Origin of the sequence: Streptomyces sp. NPDC058464 (assembly GCF_042721035.1) — a bacterium.
Classification (GTDB): Bacteria; Actinomycetota; Actinomycetes; order Streptomycetales; family Streptomycetaceae; genus Streptomyces.
Genome location: NZ_JBHXMA010000034.1, coordinates 110,247 through 125,477, shown reverse-complemented (window position 1 = coordinate 125,477; position 15,231 = coordinate 110,247). Strand labels below are relative to the sequence as shown.

Below are 15,231 nucleotides of genomic sequence, written 5' to 3'. Positions count from 1 at the left end.
CCTTTTTTGTTTTCCCACCCCCGGGGGCCCGTCGACGTACGTTGCCGTCGACGGGCGCCGTCCACACACAGATACCCTTGACATGTGACCGACGCCCAAGACACCGCAGCAGACAGTTCACTGCGCACCACCGGGGGCACCCCTCCGGACGACGCCGGATCTTCTGTGACGGGGGCGCCGATCCCTTTGCTGGAGCCCCGTGAGGGCATTCCGCCGGTGGTCGTGGACGAGGCCGCACTGGCCCGCGTGATCGCCGCCTTCGCCGCCGGCTCCGGCCCCGTCGCCGTCGACGCCGAGCGCGCCTCCGGCTACCGCTACGGCCAGCGCGCCTACCTCGTCCAGCTGCGTCGCGAGGGCGCCGGGACCGCGCTGATCGACCCCGTCGCCTGCCCCGACCTGTCGGGCCTCGGCGAGTCGCTGGCCGGCGTCGAGTGGGTGCTGCACGCGGCCACCCAGGACCTGCCCTGCCTGCGCGAGATAGGCATGACGCCCAGCAGCCTCTTCGACACCGAGCTGGCCGGGCGGCTCGCCGGGTTTCCCCGGGTCGGGCTGGGCGCGATGGTCGAGGGCGTCCTCGGCTTCGTGCTCGAAAAGGGCCACTCCGCCGTCGACTGGTCGACCCGGCCGCTGCCCGAGCCCTGGCTGCGGTACGCGGCGCTGGACGTCGAGCTGCTCGTCGACCTGCGGGACGCCCTGGAGAAGGAGCTGGACCGGCAGGGGAAGCTGGAGTGGGCGCGGCAGGAGTTCGACGCCATCGCGGCGGCGCCGCCGGCCGAGCCGAGAAAGGACCCCTGGCGCCGGACGTCCGGGATGCACAAGGTGCGCCGGCGCCGGCAGCTGGCGGTGGTGCGGGAGCTGTGGGAGACCCGGGACCGGATCGCGCAGAAGCGCGACGTGTCGCCGGGCAAGGTGCTCGGCGACACGGCCATCGTGGAGGCGGCGCTGGCACTGCCGGTCAACGTGCACGCCCTCGCGGGGCTGAACGGCTACGGCCACCGGATGGGGCGGCGGCAGCTGGAGCAGTGGCAGGCGGCGGTGGACCGCGCCAAGGCGCTGCCGGACACCGCGCTGCCGCAGCCGGGGCAGCCGGTGACGGGGCCGCCGCCGCCCCGGGCGTGGGCCGACAAGGACCCCGCGGCGGCGGCTCGCCTGTCGGCGGCCCGGGCGGCGGTCTCCGAGCTGGCCGAGCGGCTCACCATGCCGCAGGAGAACCTGATCGCGCCGGACACCGTGCGCAGGCTCTGCTGGGAGCCCCCGAAGGTGGTCGACGCGGAGACCGTGGGGACCGCGCTGGTGGGGTACGGCGCGCGGCCCTGGCAGGTGGAGCAGGTGACGCCGGTGCTGGTGGCGGCGCTGTCCGCCTAGGCGGACGGCGCGGCCGACGCCCGGCATCCGGCGCCCGGCCCCCGCGCTCAGACCGGGCCTGCTCCGGCCGGTTCGTCCCGGGACGGTTCCGGACCGGCCGCGTCGGCGTGACCGGCCGGGTCTTCGAGGAACGCGGTGTAGAGATGTCTGCCCCGGTTCACGGAGAAGTCGATCTCGGGCAGGAGGTCCGGGACCGCGATCGCGGTCGCCAGATTGCGGTACATGCGTGAGATCCGTGCCTCGACATTTCCCAGGTGCCGGTCGACGATGTCCGAGATGAGCACCGCTCCGGCCCAGTCGCCCGCGATTTGGTAGGCCTGCTGCTCCACGTCGACGAACTGTTTCAGCTCGCCGCGTCGCCGCGCTTCGGAAAGCTGTCCCGTGTTGAAAGCGATCCAGTCCGGCCACGGGGTGCCATAGGTCTCCGGCGCATTACTGTGGAACGACAGTTTCAAAGCGGCCTGAAGGGCATTCTCGCGGGAGATCCGGTAAGCGAGGATCATCCCGATGTCGACCACTTCCTGGAGCATGATCCGCTGTGCCCGCAGACCGTCCATGGACAGCGTGTCCCGCATGATGGCCGTCGCCACTTCGACCTTTCCGCCCGGGAAATGCCTGTAGAAGGCTCCTTTGCTGGTCCGTGCGGCGGTGATGAGGTCACCGACCGACGTCCCTTCGTAGCTGTCCACCACGAAGAGCGCCCCGGCGGCGTCGAGAATGCGCTGCCTCGTGTCGATCGCACGCTGTTGCTGACGTCGCGGTCTGCGCGGATTACTCATTCGATCTCGCCTTCGAGACCCGTTCACGGGTTCACAGGTTCACGGATTCGCGACTGAACATGATTTGTCCGGGATAACCGCGTACGCGCCAATTCAGCCCCCTGATATTACCTCGAAGATCGGACCGCGCGAGGGGCTTGAGTCATTGTTCGTGACCATACGCGGCAGTGGTGGCACGTAAGGGCTCCTGTCCCTTATCGGCACTGACCGGCCCCGCCACCCGCCACCCCGGACACCGCCTGCGACCGACGCTCGCTTGACGTGATCGGGCCAGGGTTCCAGACTGGGCGCCTGACAGAACAGACCGATCGGTCCCTTCTGGCGCAGGCCTCATCCGGGCAACACGGACATCCCTCCTTCGGGGCGGGACATACCGGTTGCCCTGAGCGTCCGGTCGGTCGCCCAAGCAGGGGGGTTGTCGCCCGAATCCGGGGAAAAGCCCTGCAGTTGGGGGACCAGCGTGCTGTTCTGCCGCAACAGACGAGGGACGGAGCACAAGAGACCACTCGGTCCGAACAAGACCCGGTGACCCAGGGGCCGGAAACACCACCCGGACCACTGCCCAGCCCATGCACGGGGGCGCATTGAGCGGGCGTCATGGCACACGCCCGATCGAGGACCGCCGGCCCCCACCTCACCGAGGGGAGTCTCTGTGCACGCACGCGGCCGTTCACATGTGCCCGGCGAACACCTGGGCGGGCGGTCAGCACCGCCACCGGGCACGGCGCGGCAGTGCCCTTTCAGACACTTTCACCGGCCGAGCGGCAAGCCGAACCGCGGCTGCGCACCCGCCGACACCCGCTGACCCCGTCCAGCAGCCAGCCGCCCACCCGCTCGGGAGCCCGCCGCCATGACCACCCTCCCCTCGTCCTCTGCCGTCGCGGCCGCACTGCGGGCCGGTCCCGCCGGCGCCGTGGCGGTGGTCGCCCCGTACGACGGCGGGGGCCCGTATCAGCGGTCCTTCGAGCGACAGGGCCTGCGGACCGTGGCCGTCCTCCCGGAGCACCGGCTGCGCCCGCCGGCGTACCGGAACGCGCCACCGCCCGTCGGGTACGGCGACAGGGTCGTGCACCGGGGGCTGCGGCAGACGGTCAAGGCGCTGCGGGCGCTGGGGGTGTCCGCCGTCGTCGCGGGCGGCGCCGAGGGGGTCGAGCTGGCCGAGCGGATCGCCTGGCACCTCGGACTGCCCGGAGCCGATCCGGTGTCCTCGGAGCTGAGGTACGACCGCGGTGCCCAGGCGGCCCGGCTGTCCCGGCTGGGGATCCCGGCGCTGCGCGGCATCCGCACCGCGCGTCCGGCCGACGCCGTGACCTGGGCACGGTCGCACCCGGCGGCCCGCTACCTGCTCGCGCCGGCGGCCGTCGGAACCCCGGTCGACGCGGTGGAATGCGCGGACGAACGCCAGATCGGCGCGGCCTGGCCGGCCCTGTGGCACGCGACCGCCCAGCACTCCGCAAGCCCGCACCTGGTGCTCAGCGAGCTGCCCGGTCGCCACCGGTACACGGTCGACACCGTCACCCGCCCGGGCCCGGACGGACGGCCCGAGCACCTCGTCACCGGCCTGCGGGCGGACGTTCCCGCCGGTCCCGCCGGTCCCGCCGGTCCCGCCGGTCCCACCGGCCCCACCGGCCCCACCGGCCCTGCCGGTCCGTACGCGCCGGGCGGCCCGCCGGCACCCGCCCTCGCGCGCTACACGGCCCGGGTGCTGGACGCGCTCGGCGTGGTGTGCGGCCCGGCCACCACGCGGCTCGCGTACGGCGACGGCGACACGGCCCGCCGCGGGCCGCTGCTGATCTGCGCGATCGCGGCGCCCGTCATGACACGGGCCGACGAGGCACCGCGTCCGACGACCGGCCGTCACCGGGCCTCGGGTGTGCCGGACCCCTGGCCCGCTCCCGCCGTCCCGTTCTTCCGGGACCGTTCATGACCCGACGCCCGTCCGCCTGCGTACACCACCACCCGAGAGGAGCCCCCGTGCTCACGTCACCCGCGCCCCGGCCCCACCCCGCCCGCACCCGGCGGCTGTTGACGGGCAACGCCCGCATCTTCGAACTGGGCATGTCGCGGACCGAGCCGTCTCCGCGGCATCCCTGCGCCGCCCCGGTGACGCGCCGTGGGGCGCCTCCGCGCAGGCGTCTTTCCATGTGACGTTCGCCGCTCCACCCGCCAGGACTGGGCAGCCACGTTACTCATAAGTAGCATGGGGCCTGAGCGCGCGCTCAGCGCATCGCAGCAGTGCCATCCCGCACCCTGGAGGAGAGCCAATCGTGCCTCGTACCGTCAGGGATGTCGTCTTCGTCGACGGCGTCCGTACCCCGTTCGGCAAGGCGGGCCCGAAGGGCATCTACCACGAGACCCGCGCCGACGACCTCGTCGTGAAGGCGATCCGGGAGCTGCTGCGCCGCAACCCCGGGCTGGACACCAAGAAGATCGACGAGGTCGCCATCGCCGCGACCACGCAGATCGGTGACCAGGGTCTGACCATCGGCCGTACCGCGGGCATTCTCGCGGGCCTGCCGACCTCCGTGCCCGGCTACTCCATCGACCGCATGTGTGCCGGCGCCCTGACCGCCGTCACCACGGTCGCCGGTTCCGTCGCCTTCGGCGCGTACGACGTCGCCATCGCCGGCGGTGTCGAGCACATGGGCCGCCACCCGATGGGCGAGGGCGTGGACCCGAACCCGCGGTTCGTCAGCGAGAAGCTGGTGGACGAGTCGGCGCTGTTCATGGGCATGACCGCCGAGAACCTGCACGACCGCTACCCGCAGATCACCAAGGAGCGCGCGGACGAGTACGCGGTGCGCTCCCAGGAGAAGGCCGCGAAGGCGTACGCCAACGGCAAGATCCAGGCCGACCTGGTGCCGATCTCGGTGCGTCGCACCAACCCCGAGGGCGGCGAGACCGGTTGGGGTCTCGTGACGGCCGACGAGCCGATGCGCCCGGGCACGACGCTGGAGAACCTCACCGGTCTCAAGACGCCGTTCCGTGTGCACGGCCGGGTCACCGCGGGTAACGCGGCCGGTCTCAACGACGGTGCGACCGCCTCGCTCATCGCGTCCGAGGACTTCGCCCGCGAGAACAACCTGCCGGTGAAGATGCGTCTCGTGGCGTACTCCTTCGCGGGTGTCGAGCCGGAGGTCATGGGCTACGGCCCGATCCCGGCCACGGAGAAGGCCCTCGCGCAGGCGGGTCTGTCGATCTCCGACATCGGTCTCTTCGAGATCAACGAGGCCTTCGCCGTGCAGGTGCTGGCCTTCCTGGAGCATTACGGCATCGCGGACGACGACGAGCGCGTCAACCAGTACGGCGGCGCGATCGCCTTCGGTCACCCGCTCGCCTCCTCGGGTGTGCGTCTGATGACGCAGCTGGCCCGCCAGTTCGAGGAGCAGCCGAACGTCCGCTACGGCCTGACCACCATGTGCGTCGGCTTCGGCATGGGCGCGACGGTCATCTGGGAGAACCCGCACTTCGAGGGGGACAAGTGAGCACCACCGCCGAGCTTCTGAAGCAGGCCTCGGACCTGTTCCCCGACGAGGTCGTCACGTCGGCGCACGTGCGCCACTTCGACCTGCCGTCCGGGGCCGGCCGCTTCGCGCTGATCACCCTGGACAACGGCCTGGACCACACCAAGCCGACCACCTTCGGCCCGGCCTCGCTGGCGAACCTGAACACCGCCATCGACCAGGTGGAGAAGGAGGCCGCCGACGGCACGATCGTCGGTATCGGCATCACCGGCAAGCCGTTCATCTTCGCGGTCGGCGCCGACCTCAAGGGCGTCGAGCTCCTCAAGGAGCACGAGCACGCGCTGGCCATCGGCAAGGGCGGCCACGAGGTCTTCAAGCGCCTCGCGGGCCTCGCGGTGCCGACGTTCGCGTACTACAACGGTGCCGCCATGGGCGGTGGCGTCGAGGTCGGTCTGCACTGCAAGTACCGGACCGTGTCCAAGGCCATCCCGGCGTTCTCCCTCCCCGAGGTCTTCCTCGGTCTGGTCCCGGGCTGGGGCGGCTGCGCGCTGCTGCCGAACCTGATCGGCGCCGACAAGGCCGTCTCGGTGATCATCGAGAACAGCCTCAACCAGAACAAGCAGCTCAAGGGTCAGCAGGTCTTCGACCTCGGCATCGCCGACGCGATCTTCGAGGGCGCCGACTTCCTGGAGCAGTCGCTGATCTGGACCGCCCAGGTGCTGAAGGGCGACATCGAGGTCGAGCGCCCGGTGATCGACCGCGGCGAGGCCTGGGACCAGGCCGTCGCGCGCGGCCGGTTCATCGCGGACTCCAAGGTGCACGGCGCCGCCCCGGCCGCCTACCGCGCCCTGGACATCATCGCCGCCGCCAAGAACGGCGACCTCCAGCAGGGTTACGACGCCGAGGACCTGGCGCTCGCCGACCTGATCATGGGCGGTGAACTGCGCGCCGGCATCTACGCGTTCAACCTGGTGCAGAAGCGCGGCAAGCGCCCCGCCGGTGCCCCGGACAAGAACCTGGCGCGTCCGGTCACCAAGGTGGGCGTCGTGGGCGCGGGCCTCATGGCCTCGCAGCTCGCGCTGCTCTTCCTGCGCCGCCTGGAGGTGCCGGTCGTGCTGACCGACATCGACCAGGAGCGCGTCGACAAGGGTGTGGGCTACGTCCACGCCGAGATCGACAAGCTGCTCGGCAAGGGCCGTATCAACCAGGACAAGGCCAACCGCCTCAAGGCGCTGGTGACGGGTGTCCTGGACAAGGCCGAGGGCTTCGCCGACGCCGACTTCATCATCGAGGCGGTCTTCGAGGAGATCGGCGTCAAGCAGCAGGTGTTCGCGGAGGTCGAGGCGGTCGCCCCGGCGCACGCGATCCTGGCGACGAACACCTCCTCCCTCTCGGTGACGGAGATGGCGTCGAAGCTCAAGAACCCCGAGCGGGTCGTGGGCTTCCACTTCTTCAACCCGGTCGCGATCCTGCCGCTCCTGGAGATCGTCCGCGGCGAGCAGACCGACGACGCCTCGCTGGCCACGGCCTTCGCCGTCGCCAAGAAGCTGAAGAAGACGGCGGTTCTGGTGAAGGACGCCCCGGCGTTCGTCGTGAACCGCATCCTCACCCGCTTCATGGGCGAGATCCAGAACGTCATCGACGAGGGCACCCCGGTCGAGGTCGCGGAGAAGGCGGTCGAGCCGCTGGGCCTGCCGATGTCCCCGCTGGTCCTGCTCGAGCTGGTCGGTCCCGCCATCGGCCTGCACGTCTCGGAGACCCTCAACCGGGCCTTCCCGGACCGCTTCACGGTCTCCCCGAACCTCGCGGCCGTCGTCAAGGCGGGCAAGCGCGGCTTCTACGTGTACGACAGCGGGAAGCCGGAGCTGGACCCCGAGGTCGCCGCGCTGCTGCAGCAGGGCGACTCGGTCCTCAGCGAGGAGCAGGTCCGTGACCGCGTCCTCGACGCGGTGGCGCAGGAGATCGGGCTCATGCTCGACGAGGGTGTCGTCGCCGAGGCGCAGGACATCGACCTCTGCCTGATCACGGGCGCCGGCTGGCCCTTCCACCTGGGCGGCATCACGCCGTACCTGGACCGCGAGGGCGTCTCGGAGCGTGTGAACGGCAAGAAGTTCCTGGCCCCGGGCGTGGCGAGCGTCCCGGCGTAGCCGCATCCGTACGGACCCGATGCCCGGCACACCGACTGGTGCGCCGGGCATCGGCGTGCCGGGGGACGCACCAGCCGCAACCGCTTCAGGCGGGCGGGGCCGCCTCCACGTGGACGACTCTCAGTTCCGTGCCGTCGCGGTCGCGGCGGGAGCGGCCCAGGATTCCGACCGCCAGGTGGGACGGGTCCTCGGGATCGTCGCGCGGCACGAAGGTGACGACGTCCGGATGGTGGCTCGTCACCAGCCAGCCCTCGCCCTGGTTGAGTTCGAGCACACGGAAGTCACCCGCCGCGGTGGCGACATGCATGGGCCCGAACTCGCGGAGGATACCGACGGCCTGCTCGGCGACGTCACCGGTGGGGTGTTCGAGTACCACGCAGGTGCCGTGCTCGAACAGCACCCAGGACTTGCCGGAGCCGGTGAGCAGACGCTGCCAGGTGTCGATGAGTGTCTGGTTTTCCACGGTGGTCATCATGGCGCACGCACACCGTTCGTGACGGCCCGGAGTACGTCTCAGACCTCCTGCCAGGCCTGCAGCGCCAGCCCCGGCTCGTCCTTGCGGCGGGTGAGGAGGAGCTGGCCGGTGGACGGGGACAGGCTCGCCGCGGTCACCCGGCCCTCCTCGTCTGTGGTCAGGGCGACCGTCGCGTCCGCGGGCAGCTGCGGTCCGGACTCGGTCCACCAGGCGCCCGCCTGCTCGTCCTCGGTCGGATACGCCGCGAAGGCCACCCGGCCGCTCGCCGAGCGCTGGGCGAGCAGGGTGCAGTCGTGCCCGTCGAGTTCGCAGCGGACCGCGGCCACCGGGCCGGGCCCGGCGGAGGGCAGCAGGGTGTACGGCTTGCCGCCCGGACGCCAGGCGCAGAGGTCGCCGGACTCGTCGGTGTAGTAGAGGGTCGTGCTCTCGGGGGAGGTGGCGAGAGCGGTGAGGGTGCCCGCCCTGACCGGGGTCTCCAGGGACTCCAGGAGCACGGGCGGCTTCCCGGCCGCCTCCTGACGCCAGTGCACGATCCCGCCGGGCACGGCCGCGTACACCTCGACCCGCCCCGACTCACCGGTCACCGCCGCGAGCCCGTCCTCGACCAGCCGCCCCTTCAGGTCCCGCCACGGCTCCCAGCCGCCCTTCGCCTTCTGGGCGACCATGCCCACCCCGCGCCCCCGGTTGCGGACGAAGACATGGGCGCGGCCCTGCGCGTCCACCGCGACGGCCGGGGTACCGGTGACGTCGCCCTTCTTGCTCGGGTGGCCGATCGGCTGCCAGTCCAGGGCGGCCAGACGGGGCCGGTAGTGCGTGGAGTGGACGAGACCCGACTCGCCGTTCACGGTGGGCCGCCAGGCGACCAGGTGGGCGTATCCGTCGGCTCCCTGCCCGACCGAGAAGCCGGGGTGCAGCCGCTGGTCGCCGCCCATCTTCCGCGGGGAGCCCCAGGGGCCGCCGGGGCCGCGCTCGGCCCGGCACAGCACGGCGTCGCCCGACGGCAGATGGACACTGAGCCGGCCGTCGCGGCCGCGGAGGAGCCAGTCGCCGTTCACCGCTTCACTCTAAGCGGGGCCGTTCGCGGCACTGCCGGGGCCCCGGGCGTGCGAGGCTTGGGGCATGGAAGACGAAGCTCCCCTGCTGGTGATCGTCGACGGCGCGAACGTCGTCGGGTCACGGCCGGACGGCTGGTGGCGGGACCGCAGGGGGGCCGCCGAGCGGCTGCGCGACCGGCTGGCCGAGCGGGGGCTGCCAGGCAGGCCGACACCGGTGGAGCTGGTCCTCGTCGTCGAGGGCGCGGCCCGCGGGGTGGCCTCGGTGCCCGGGGTACGGGTGGAGTCGGCGCCCGGCAGCGGCGACGACCGGATCGTGGAGCTGGCCGCCGAGGACCCCGGCCGGCCCCGCCTCGTCGTCACCGCCGACCGTGAACTGCGCAGCCGGGTGACGGAGTTGGGCGCCGAGGTGATCGGGCCCAGCGCACTGCTGCACTAGGCGCTCCGCTGGTTGGGCGGTTCGCTCGCTGCGGGCCGGTGGGGGCTGGTCGCGCCCACGCGGCGGAGCCGCATGTGAACACAGCCCCGCGCCCCTTCAGGGCGCTGTCGGCGCCCGCACGTACAGCACCGCGCCGTCCACCTCGCCCGCCTGTTCGTAGTCGGCCGCGAGCAGCCTGCGCAGGCTGGGGACGTGGTCGGGGCCGTAGGGCTTGCCCCGGGAGTCGTCGATCACCAGGGCCGGTGCCCGGTCGGCCAGCTCCGCGCGGAAGACCGGCCAGGTGCCCTCGACGGCGTACTTCTCGCCGACCTGCGGGCCGTCCCGGCCGCCGCTGAAGTTGGTGAGAAGGCCGGCGGTGAGGTAGCGGGTGGCGGGGGCGCGGTCGGCCAGCCAGTACGTCTCCGGGTGTATGCCCCAGACCAGGACCCGGTCGCCGGGCGCGGTACGGCGGTCGAGGGTGAGCGCCAGCCGCTGGGCGTGCGCGAGTTCGGGCCGGGGGGCCAGGACGCCCCAGGTCAGGAACAGGGCGCAGGCGCAGGCCGAGGCGAGGACCGCGGCCGAGTTCCGTTCCCGGGGCAGGATCTGCAGCGCGGCCGTGGCCAACAGGGCCAGGGGCGGGGTGAGTTGCAGGAAGTAGTGGCCGAAGAAGTGGAAGCCGAGGGTGACGGCGACCGCCGACGCGGCCAGCCACAGCCACAGGTCGACGGCGCCGGTGCGGGCGATGCGCAGCGCCCGCGCGATCGGCGGGAGCAGGCCCGCCGAGGCCGCACCGAGGATCGCGGTGTTGGTCAACGCCCGGGCCAGGACGTGGAGTTCCGAGCCCGTGAAGGAGGCGTAGGCGCCCGAGCCGGTGACCGTCCAGAAGGCGAATCCTGCCGGGTCGGTGACCAGGGCCACGCCCAGCACGGGCAGAGCGGCACCGGCCGCCAGTCTGAGCAGGCCCGCGCGCGGGCCGCCGTACCGGTGCAGCAGGTAGAGCACCGGCAGCAGCACCGCCCCACCGGTCTGTTTGGTGAGGAAGGCGCAGGCGACGGCGGCACCGGCCGCTCCCCAGCGGCGGCGGTCGGCACACCACATCGCGGCGGCCGTGCACGGCAGCATGAACACCTCGAAGGTGGCCGCCTGCGCGTCCTCGGGGTTCAGCCCGACCGAGACCAGCAGGTACAGCGCCCCGGCGGTACGGCCCGCACGGTCGCCCCAGCGCCGCCGGGCGATCGACGCGAGCAGTACGGCGGTGGCCAGCTGCGCCAGCACGGCGAGGACCCGGACCGGGGTGAGCGACCCGGACCCGAAGACGGCGAACGTCCCCTCGTACAGCCACGGCAGCAGCGGCGGCTTGCGGTCCACGACCGTCTCGTACAGCTGCCCGCCGCGCGCCAGCAGGCGGGCCTGTACGGCGAGATAGCCCTCGTCCGGGTTCCACAGCGGCCGGAGGAAGGACGGCACCCGGGTCACGCAGGCCAGGACGGCGAGCAGGGGCAGCAGCCGTGTCCAGTACCCCTTCCCTGCGACTACGGACCGTGGTGGAGCGAGGGGCACGAGAAGCATGGGGAGCACGCTATCCGGCCCCGCAGTCCCACCCGGACGGGACATACGGGGCCGGAGCGGCGAGCCTGTCGCTCACGGAGCGTCGGCAGGAGCCCGCTGGGCCTGGGCGAGGCGGCTGTGCGTACGGCCGTAGAGGAAGTAGACGACGAAGCCGATGACCATCCAGATGGCGAACCGCAGCCAGGTCTCGGCGGGCAGGTTGAGCATCAGCCACAGCGAGGCCAGCACGGACACGATCGGCAGCACCGGCACCCACGGGGTGCGGAAGGACCGCTCCAGGTCGGGCCGGGTGTTGCGCAGGATGATCACGCTGATCGCGACGACGATGAAGGCGAAGAGCGTGCCGATGTTCACCAGTTCGGCGAGTTCACTGAGGCTGGTGAAGCCGGCGACGATCGCGATGACGACGCCGAGCAGGATGGTCGGCCGGTACGGCGTGCGGAACTTCGGGTGGGTGTGCGAGAAGAACCGGGGCAGCAGCCCGTCCCGGCTCATCGCGAAGAACACCCGGGACTGGCCGAGCAGCAGGATCATGCACACGGTGGTCAGGCCGACGGCGGCGCCGAAGCTGATCAGGCCGGCGAACCAGGGGTGCCCGGTGGCCTTGAACGCGTCGGCCAGCGGGGCGTCCACGGAGAGCTCGCTGTACTTCTGCATGCCGGTCACCACGACGGCCACGGCGACGTACAGCGCGGTGCAGATGATCAGGGAGCCGATGATGCCGCGGGGCACGTCCCGCTGGGGGTTGCGGGTCTCCTCGGCGGCGGTGGCGACGACGTCGAAGCCGATGAAGGCGAAGAAGACGACGGAGGCGGCGGTGAAGATGCCCATCACGCCGAAGTTGGAGGGCGCCCAGCCGAACATCAGCTGGATCAACGGGGCCTTGAGGTTGCCGCCCGCCGGTACGGGCTCCTTCGGCGGGACGAAGGGGCTGTAGTTGCCGCTGTGGATGAAGAAGGCGCCGGCGATGATGACGACCAGGACGACGGCGACCTTGATGGCGACGACGACCGAGGTGACCCGGGCGGAGAGCTTCATGCCGACGACGAGGATCGCGGTGAGGACGAGGACCAGGGCGGCGGCGAGGATGTCGAAGCCGAAGCCGTGGGCGCCGTCGCGGCCGCTGAGGTACGCGGGGAGGTGCCAGCCGGCATTGTCGAGCAGTGAGTGGATGTACCCCGACCAGCCGACGGCGACCACCGCGGTGCCCAGCGCCAGCTCCAGCACCAGGTCCCAGCCGATGATCCAGGCGGGGAACTCGCCCAACGAGGCGTACGAGAAGGTGTACGCCGAACCGGCGACCGGGACGGTGGAGGCGAACTCGGCGTAGCAGAGCGCGGCGAGGCCGCAGACGACGCCGGCGACCACGAAGGAGAGGGCGACGGCGGGTCCCGCGGTGTTCTTGGCGGCCGTGCCGGTCAGGACGAAGATGCCGGTGCCGATGATGACGCCGACGCCGAAGACCGTGAGGTCCAGGGCCGACAGCGACTTCCTGAGCGCGTGTTCCGGTTCCTCGGTGTCCTTGATGGACTGCTCGACGTTCTTGGTCCTGAAGAGCGTACTGCTCACGTGCCTACCTCCCACGTTTGTCGTCCTCGACATGATCGAGAGGGCCGGGGGTGCGTATGCCCCGGCAAAGGCAGGTTCACGCAAATGGGTCGGTCTCGCCACTTGGAGGAGTGGGGGACCGACCCATTGAGGTGGCTTGGGTTTCGGCGGGGAGTGCGGGCCGGTGGGGGCTGGTCGCGCCCACGCGGCGGAGCCGCATATCGATACAGCCCCGCGCCCCTGACGGGGCGCTTCAGCCAGGGAGCTTTAATCCCTCGCCGGTTCCACCGAGCTGACGTCCGTCGGCTGGCCGTCCAGCTTTGCGACCAAACCGGTGACCTGGCGGGCGATGTCGGGGGCCGTCAGGCCGATCTCCGCCATGACCTCGGCCCTGGACGCGTGGTCCAGGAAGCGCGGCGGGATCCCGAAGTCGCGCAGCGGTACGTCCACGCCCGCGTCGCGCAGGGCCTGGGCGACCGCGGAGCCCACGCCGCCGACGCGGATGTTGTCCTCCACCGTGACGACGACCCGGTGGCGCTCGGCCAGCGGGGCCATGGCCTCGTCCACCGGCTTGACCCAGCGCGGGTCGACCACGGTCGTCGAGATGCCCTGCTTGTCGAGGAGTCCGGCGATCTCCAGGCACATGGGGGCGAGGGCGCCCACGGAGACCAGGAGCACGTCCGGGGTGTCGGTGCCGGGCTCGCGCAGCACGTCCATGCCGCCGACCTTGCCGACGGCGGCCACGGCGGGGCCGACCGCGCCCTTGGAGAAGCGGACGACCGTCGGGGCGTCGTCGACCTCGACGGCCTCGCGGAGCTGGGCGCGGACCTGGTCGGCGTCGCGCGGGGCGGCGAGCCTGAGGCCGGGGACGACCTGGAGGATCGACATGTCCCACATGCCGTTGTGGGAGGCGCCGTCGGTGCCGGTGACGCCGGCCCGGTCCAGGACGAAGGTCACCCCGCACCTGTGCAGGGCCACGTCCATCAGCACCTGGTCGAAGGCGCGGTTGAGGAAGGTGGCGTACACGGCGAACACGGGGTGCAGGCCGGCCGTGGCGAGGCCCGCCGCGGAGACGGCGCCGTGCTGCTCGGCGATGCCGACGTCGTAGATGCGGTCCGGGAAGGTGTCCGCGAACTTCTTCAGGCCGACCGGCTGGAGCATGGCCGCCGTGATGGCGACGATGTCCTCGCGCTCCCTGCCGAGCTTCACCATCTCGTCGCCGAAGACGGAGGTCCAGTCGGCGCCGGAGGCCTTGACCGGCAGGCCGGTGTCGGGGTGGATGGGGCCGATGCCGTGGAAGCGGTCGGCCTCGTCCTGGAGGGCGGGCTGGTAGCCGCGGCCCTTCTCGGTGAGGCAGTGCACGATCACCGGCCCGCCGAACCGTTTGGCCCGGGCGAGGGCCGACTCCAGAGCCTCCATGTCGTGGCCGTCGATCGGGCCGACGTACTTGAGGCCCAGGTCCTCGAACATGCCCTGCGGGGCGATGAAGTCCTTCAGCCCCTTCTTGGCGCCGTGCAGGGTGTCGTAGAGCGGCCTGCCGACGACCGGCGTGCGCTCCAGCAGGTCCTTGCCCCGGGCCAGGAAGCGCTCGTACCCGTCCGTCGTGCGCAGGGTGGCCAGGTGGTTGGCGAGGCCGCCGATGGTCGGGGCGTACGACCGCTCGTTGTCGTTGACGACGATGACCAGCGGGCGGTCCTTGGCGTCGGCGATGTTGTTCAGCGCCTCCCAGGCCATGCCGCCGGTGAGGGCGCCGTCACCGATCACGGCGACGACGTGGCTGTCGCGGTTGCGGAGCTGGTTGCCCTTGGCGATGCCGTCGGCCCAGCCGAGGACCGTGGAGGCGTGGCTGTTCTCGATGACGTCGTGCTCGGACTCGGCCTGCGAGGGGTAGCCGGACAGGCCGCCCTTCTGCTTCAGCCTCGAGAAGTCCTGCCGGCCGGTGAGCAGCTTGTGCACGTAGGACTGGTGGCCGGTGTCCCACAGCACCTTGTCCTTCGGGGAGTCGAAGACGCGGTGCAGGGCGATGGTGAGCTCGACCACGCCCAGGTTGGGACCGAGGTGTCCGCCGGTCTTGGAGACCGCTTCCACGAGGAAGGTCCGGATCTCCTCTGCCAGCTGGACCAGCTCCTCGGGGCTGAGCCGGTCCAGATCGCGCGGTCCCCTGATACGGGTCAGCAGCGGCACCCGTGCCTCCTTGCAGTAGAGCTGATCGAGCTGTTGCCGGGCCTGTCGAGTCTAATGTTCCGCCCGCGCGGCCGACGCGCGGGCTGTGCGTCATACGTCACGCGAACGGCCGTACCCATCGAGAGCCCTTCCTATGACACGACTGTGCCCGGCACTGTTCAGTGCCGGGCACAGTCGGAAACCCAGGGGCGCGGGGAACTGCGCGATCAACCACGACGGCGGGAAGGCCG

The 15,231-nt window shown here is 71.6% G+C and carries 11 protein-coding genes; 5 read left to right on the top strand and 6 right to left on the bottom strand.

Features of this window, described 5'->3' with window-relative positions; genetic code table 11:
• The first annotated feature begins 84 nt into the window (after positions 1-84).
• On the top strand, positions 85-1,365 hold the full coding sequence (locus ACFWPQ_RS36785; protein WP_384044749.1) for a ribonuclease D: 1,281 nt from the start codon (positions 85-87) through the stop codon (positions 1,363-1,365).
• A 47-nt stretch (positions 1,366-1,412) separates the two neighbouring features.
• Here ACFWPQ_RS36785 and ACFWPQ_RS36780 read toward each other — a convergent pair whose 3' ends face one another.
• Entirely contained in the window at positions 1,413-2,144 is a 732-nt protein-coding gene (locus ACFWPQ_RS36780) for a TetR family transcriptional regulator (RefSeq protein ID WP_384044746.1), read from the bottom strand.
• An 850-nt stretch (positions 2,145-2,994) separates the two neighbouring features.
• Here ACFWPQ_RS36780 and ACFWPQ_RS36775 point away from each other — a divergent pair.
• The 3 genes from ACFWPQ_RS36775 to ACFWPQ_RS36765 all read left to right on the top strand — a co-directional run bounded on the left by ACFWPQ_RS36775 (position 2,995) and on the right by ACFWPQ_RS36765 (position 7,755).
• Positions 2,995-4,071 (top strand): hypothetical protein, encoded by a 1,077-nt coding sequence (locus ACFWPQ_RS36775; protein WP_384044743.1) that lies wholly within the window; start codon positions 2,995-2,997, stop codon positions 4,069-4,071.
• A gap of 340 nt (positions 4,072-4,411) precedes the next feature.
• Positions 4,412-5,629, top strand: coding sequence for a thiolase family protein (locus ACFWPQ_RS36770; protein WP_384044740.1), 1,218 nt, complete (start codon positions 4,412-4,414; stop codon positions 5,627-5,629).
• Complete coding sequence (locus tag ACFWPQ_RS36765) at positions 5,626-7,755, top strand: 3-hydroxyacyl-CoA dehydrogenase NAD-binding domain-containing protein (RefSeq protein ID WP_384044737.1); 2,130 nt, start codon at positions 5,626-5,628, stop codon at positions 7,753-7,755. The genes ACFWPQ_RS36770 and ACFWPQ_RS36765 overlap by 4 nt, the downstream gene beginning before the upstream one ends.
• A gap of 85 nt (positions 7,756-7,840) precedes the next feature.
• Here ACFWPQ_RS36765 and ACFWPQ_RS36760 read toward each other — a convergent pair whose 3' ends face one another.
• Positions 7,841-8,227: a hypothetical protein gene (locus tag ACFWPQ_RS36760; RefSeq protein ID WP_383708531.1), complete on the bottom strand. Its 387-nt coding sequence runs from the start codon at positions 8,225-8,227 to the stop codon at positions 7,841-7,843.
• Positions 8,228-8,268: 41 nt separating this feature from the next.
• The gene (locus ACFWPQ_RS36755; protein WP_384044734.1) at positions 8,269-9,285 is read right to left on the bottom strand and encodes a hypothetical protein; all 1,017 of its coding nucleotides are present in this window, start codon (positions 9,283-9,285) and stop codon (positions 8,269-8,271) included.
• A 64-nt stretch (positions 9,286-9,349) separates the two neighbouring features.
• On the opposite strand from ACFWPQ_RS36755, the gene ACFWPQ_RS36750 reads away from it, so the two are divergent.
• Positions 9,350-9,721, top strand: coding sequence for an NTP pyrophosphohydrolase (locus ACFWPQ_RS36750; protein ID WP_384044732.1), 372 nt, complete (start codon positions 9,350-9,352; stop codon positions 9,719-9,721).
• A 96-nt stretch (positions 9,722-9,817) separates the two neighbouring features.
• On the opposite strand, the gene ACFWPQ_RS36745 is transcribed toward ACFWPQ_RS36750, so the two are convergent.
• The 3 genes from ACFWPQ_RS36745 to dxs form a co-directional block, all read right to left on the bottom strand.
• The gene (locus ACFWPQ_RS36745) at positions 9,818-11,269 is read right to left on the bottom strand and encodes an ArnT family glycosyltransferase (RefSeq protein ID WP_384044729.1); all 1,452 of its coding nucleotides are present in this window, start codon (positions 11,267-11,269) and stop codon (positions 9,818-9,820) included.
• A 72-nt stretch (positions 11,270-11,341) separates the two neighbouring features.
• Complete coding sequence (locus ACFWPQ_RS36740) at positions 11,342-12,838, bottom strand: amino acid permease (RefSeq protein ID WP_384044726.1); 1,497 nt, start codon at positions 12,836-12,838, stop codon at positions 11,342-11,344.
• A gap of 246 nt (positions 12,839-13,084) precedes the next feature.
• The gene (gene dxs, locus ACFWPQ_RS36735; protein WP_384044723.1) at positions 13,085-15,001 is read right to left on the bottom strand and encodes a 1-deoxy-D-xylulose-5-phosphate synthase; all 1,917 of its coding nucleotides are present in this window, start codon (positions 14,999-15,001) and stop codon (positions 13,085-13,087) included.
• Between the last annotated feature and the right edge of the window lie 230 nt (positions 15,002-15,231).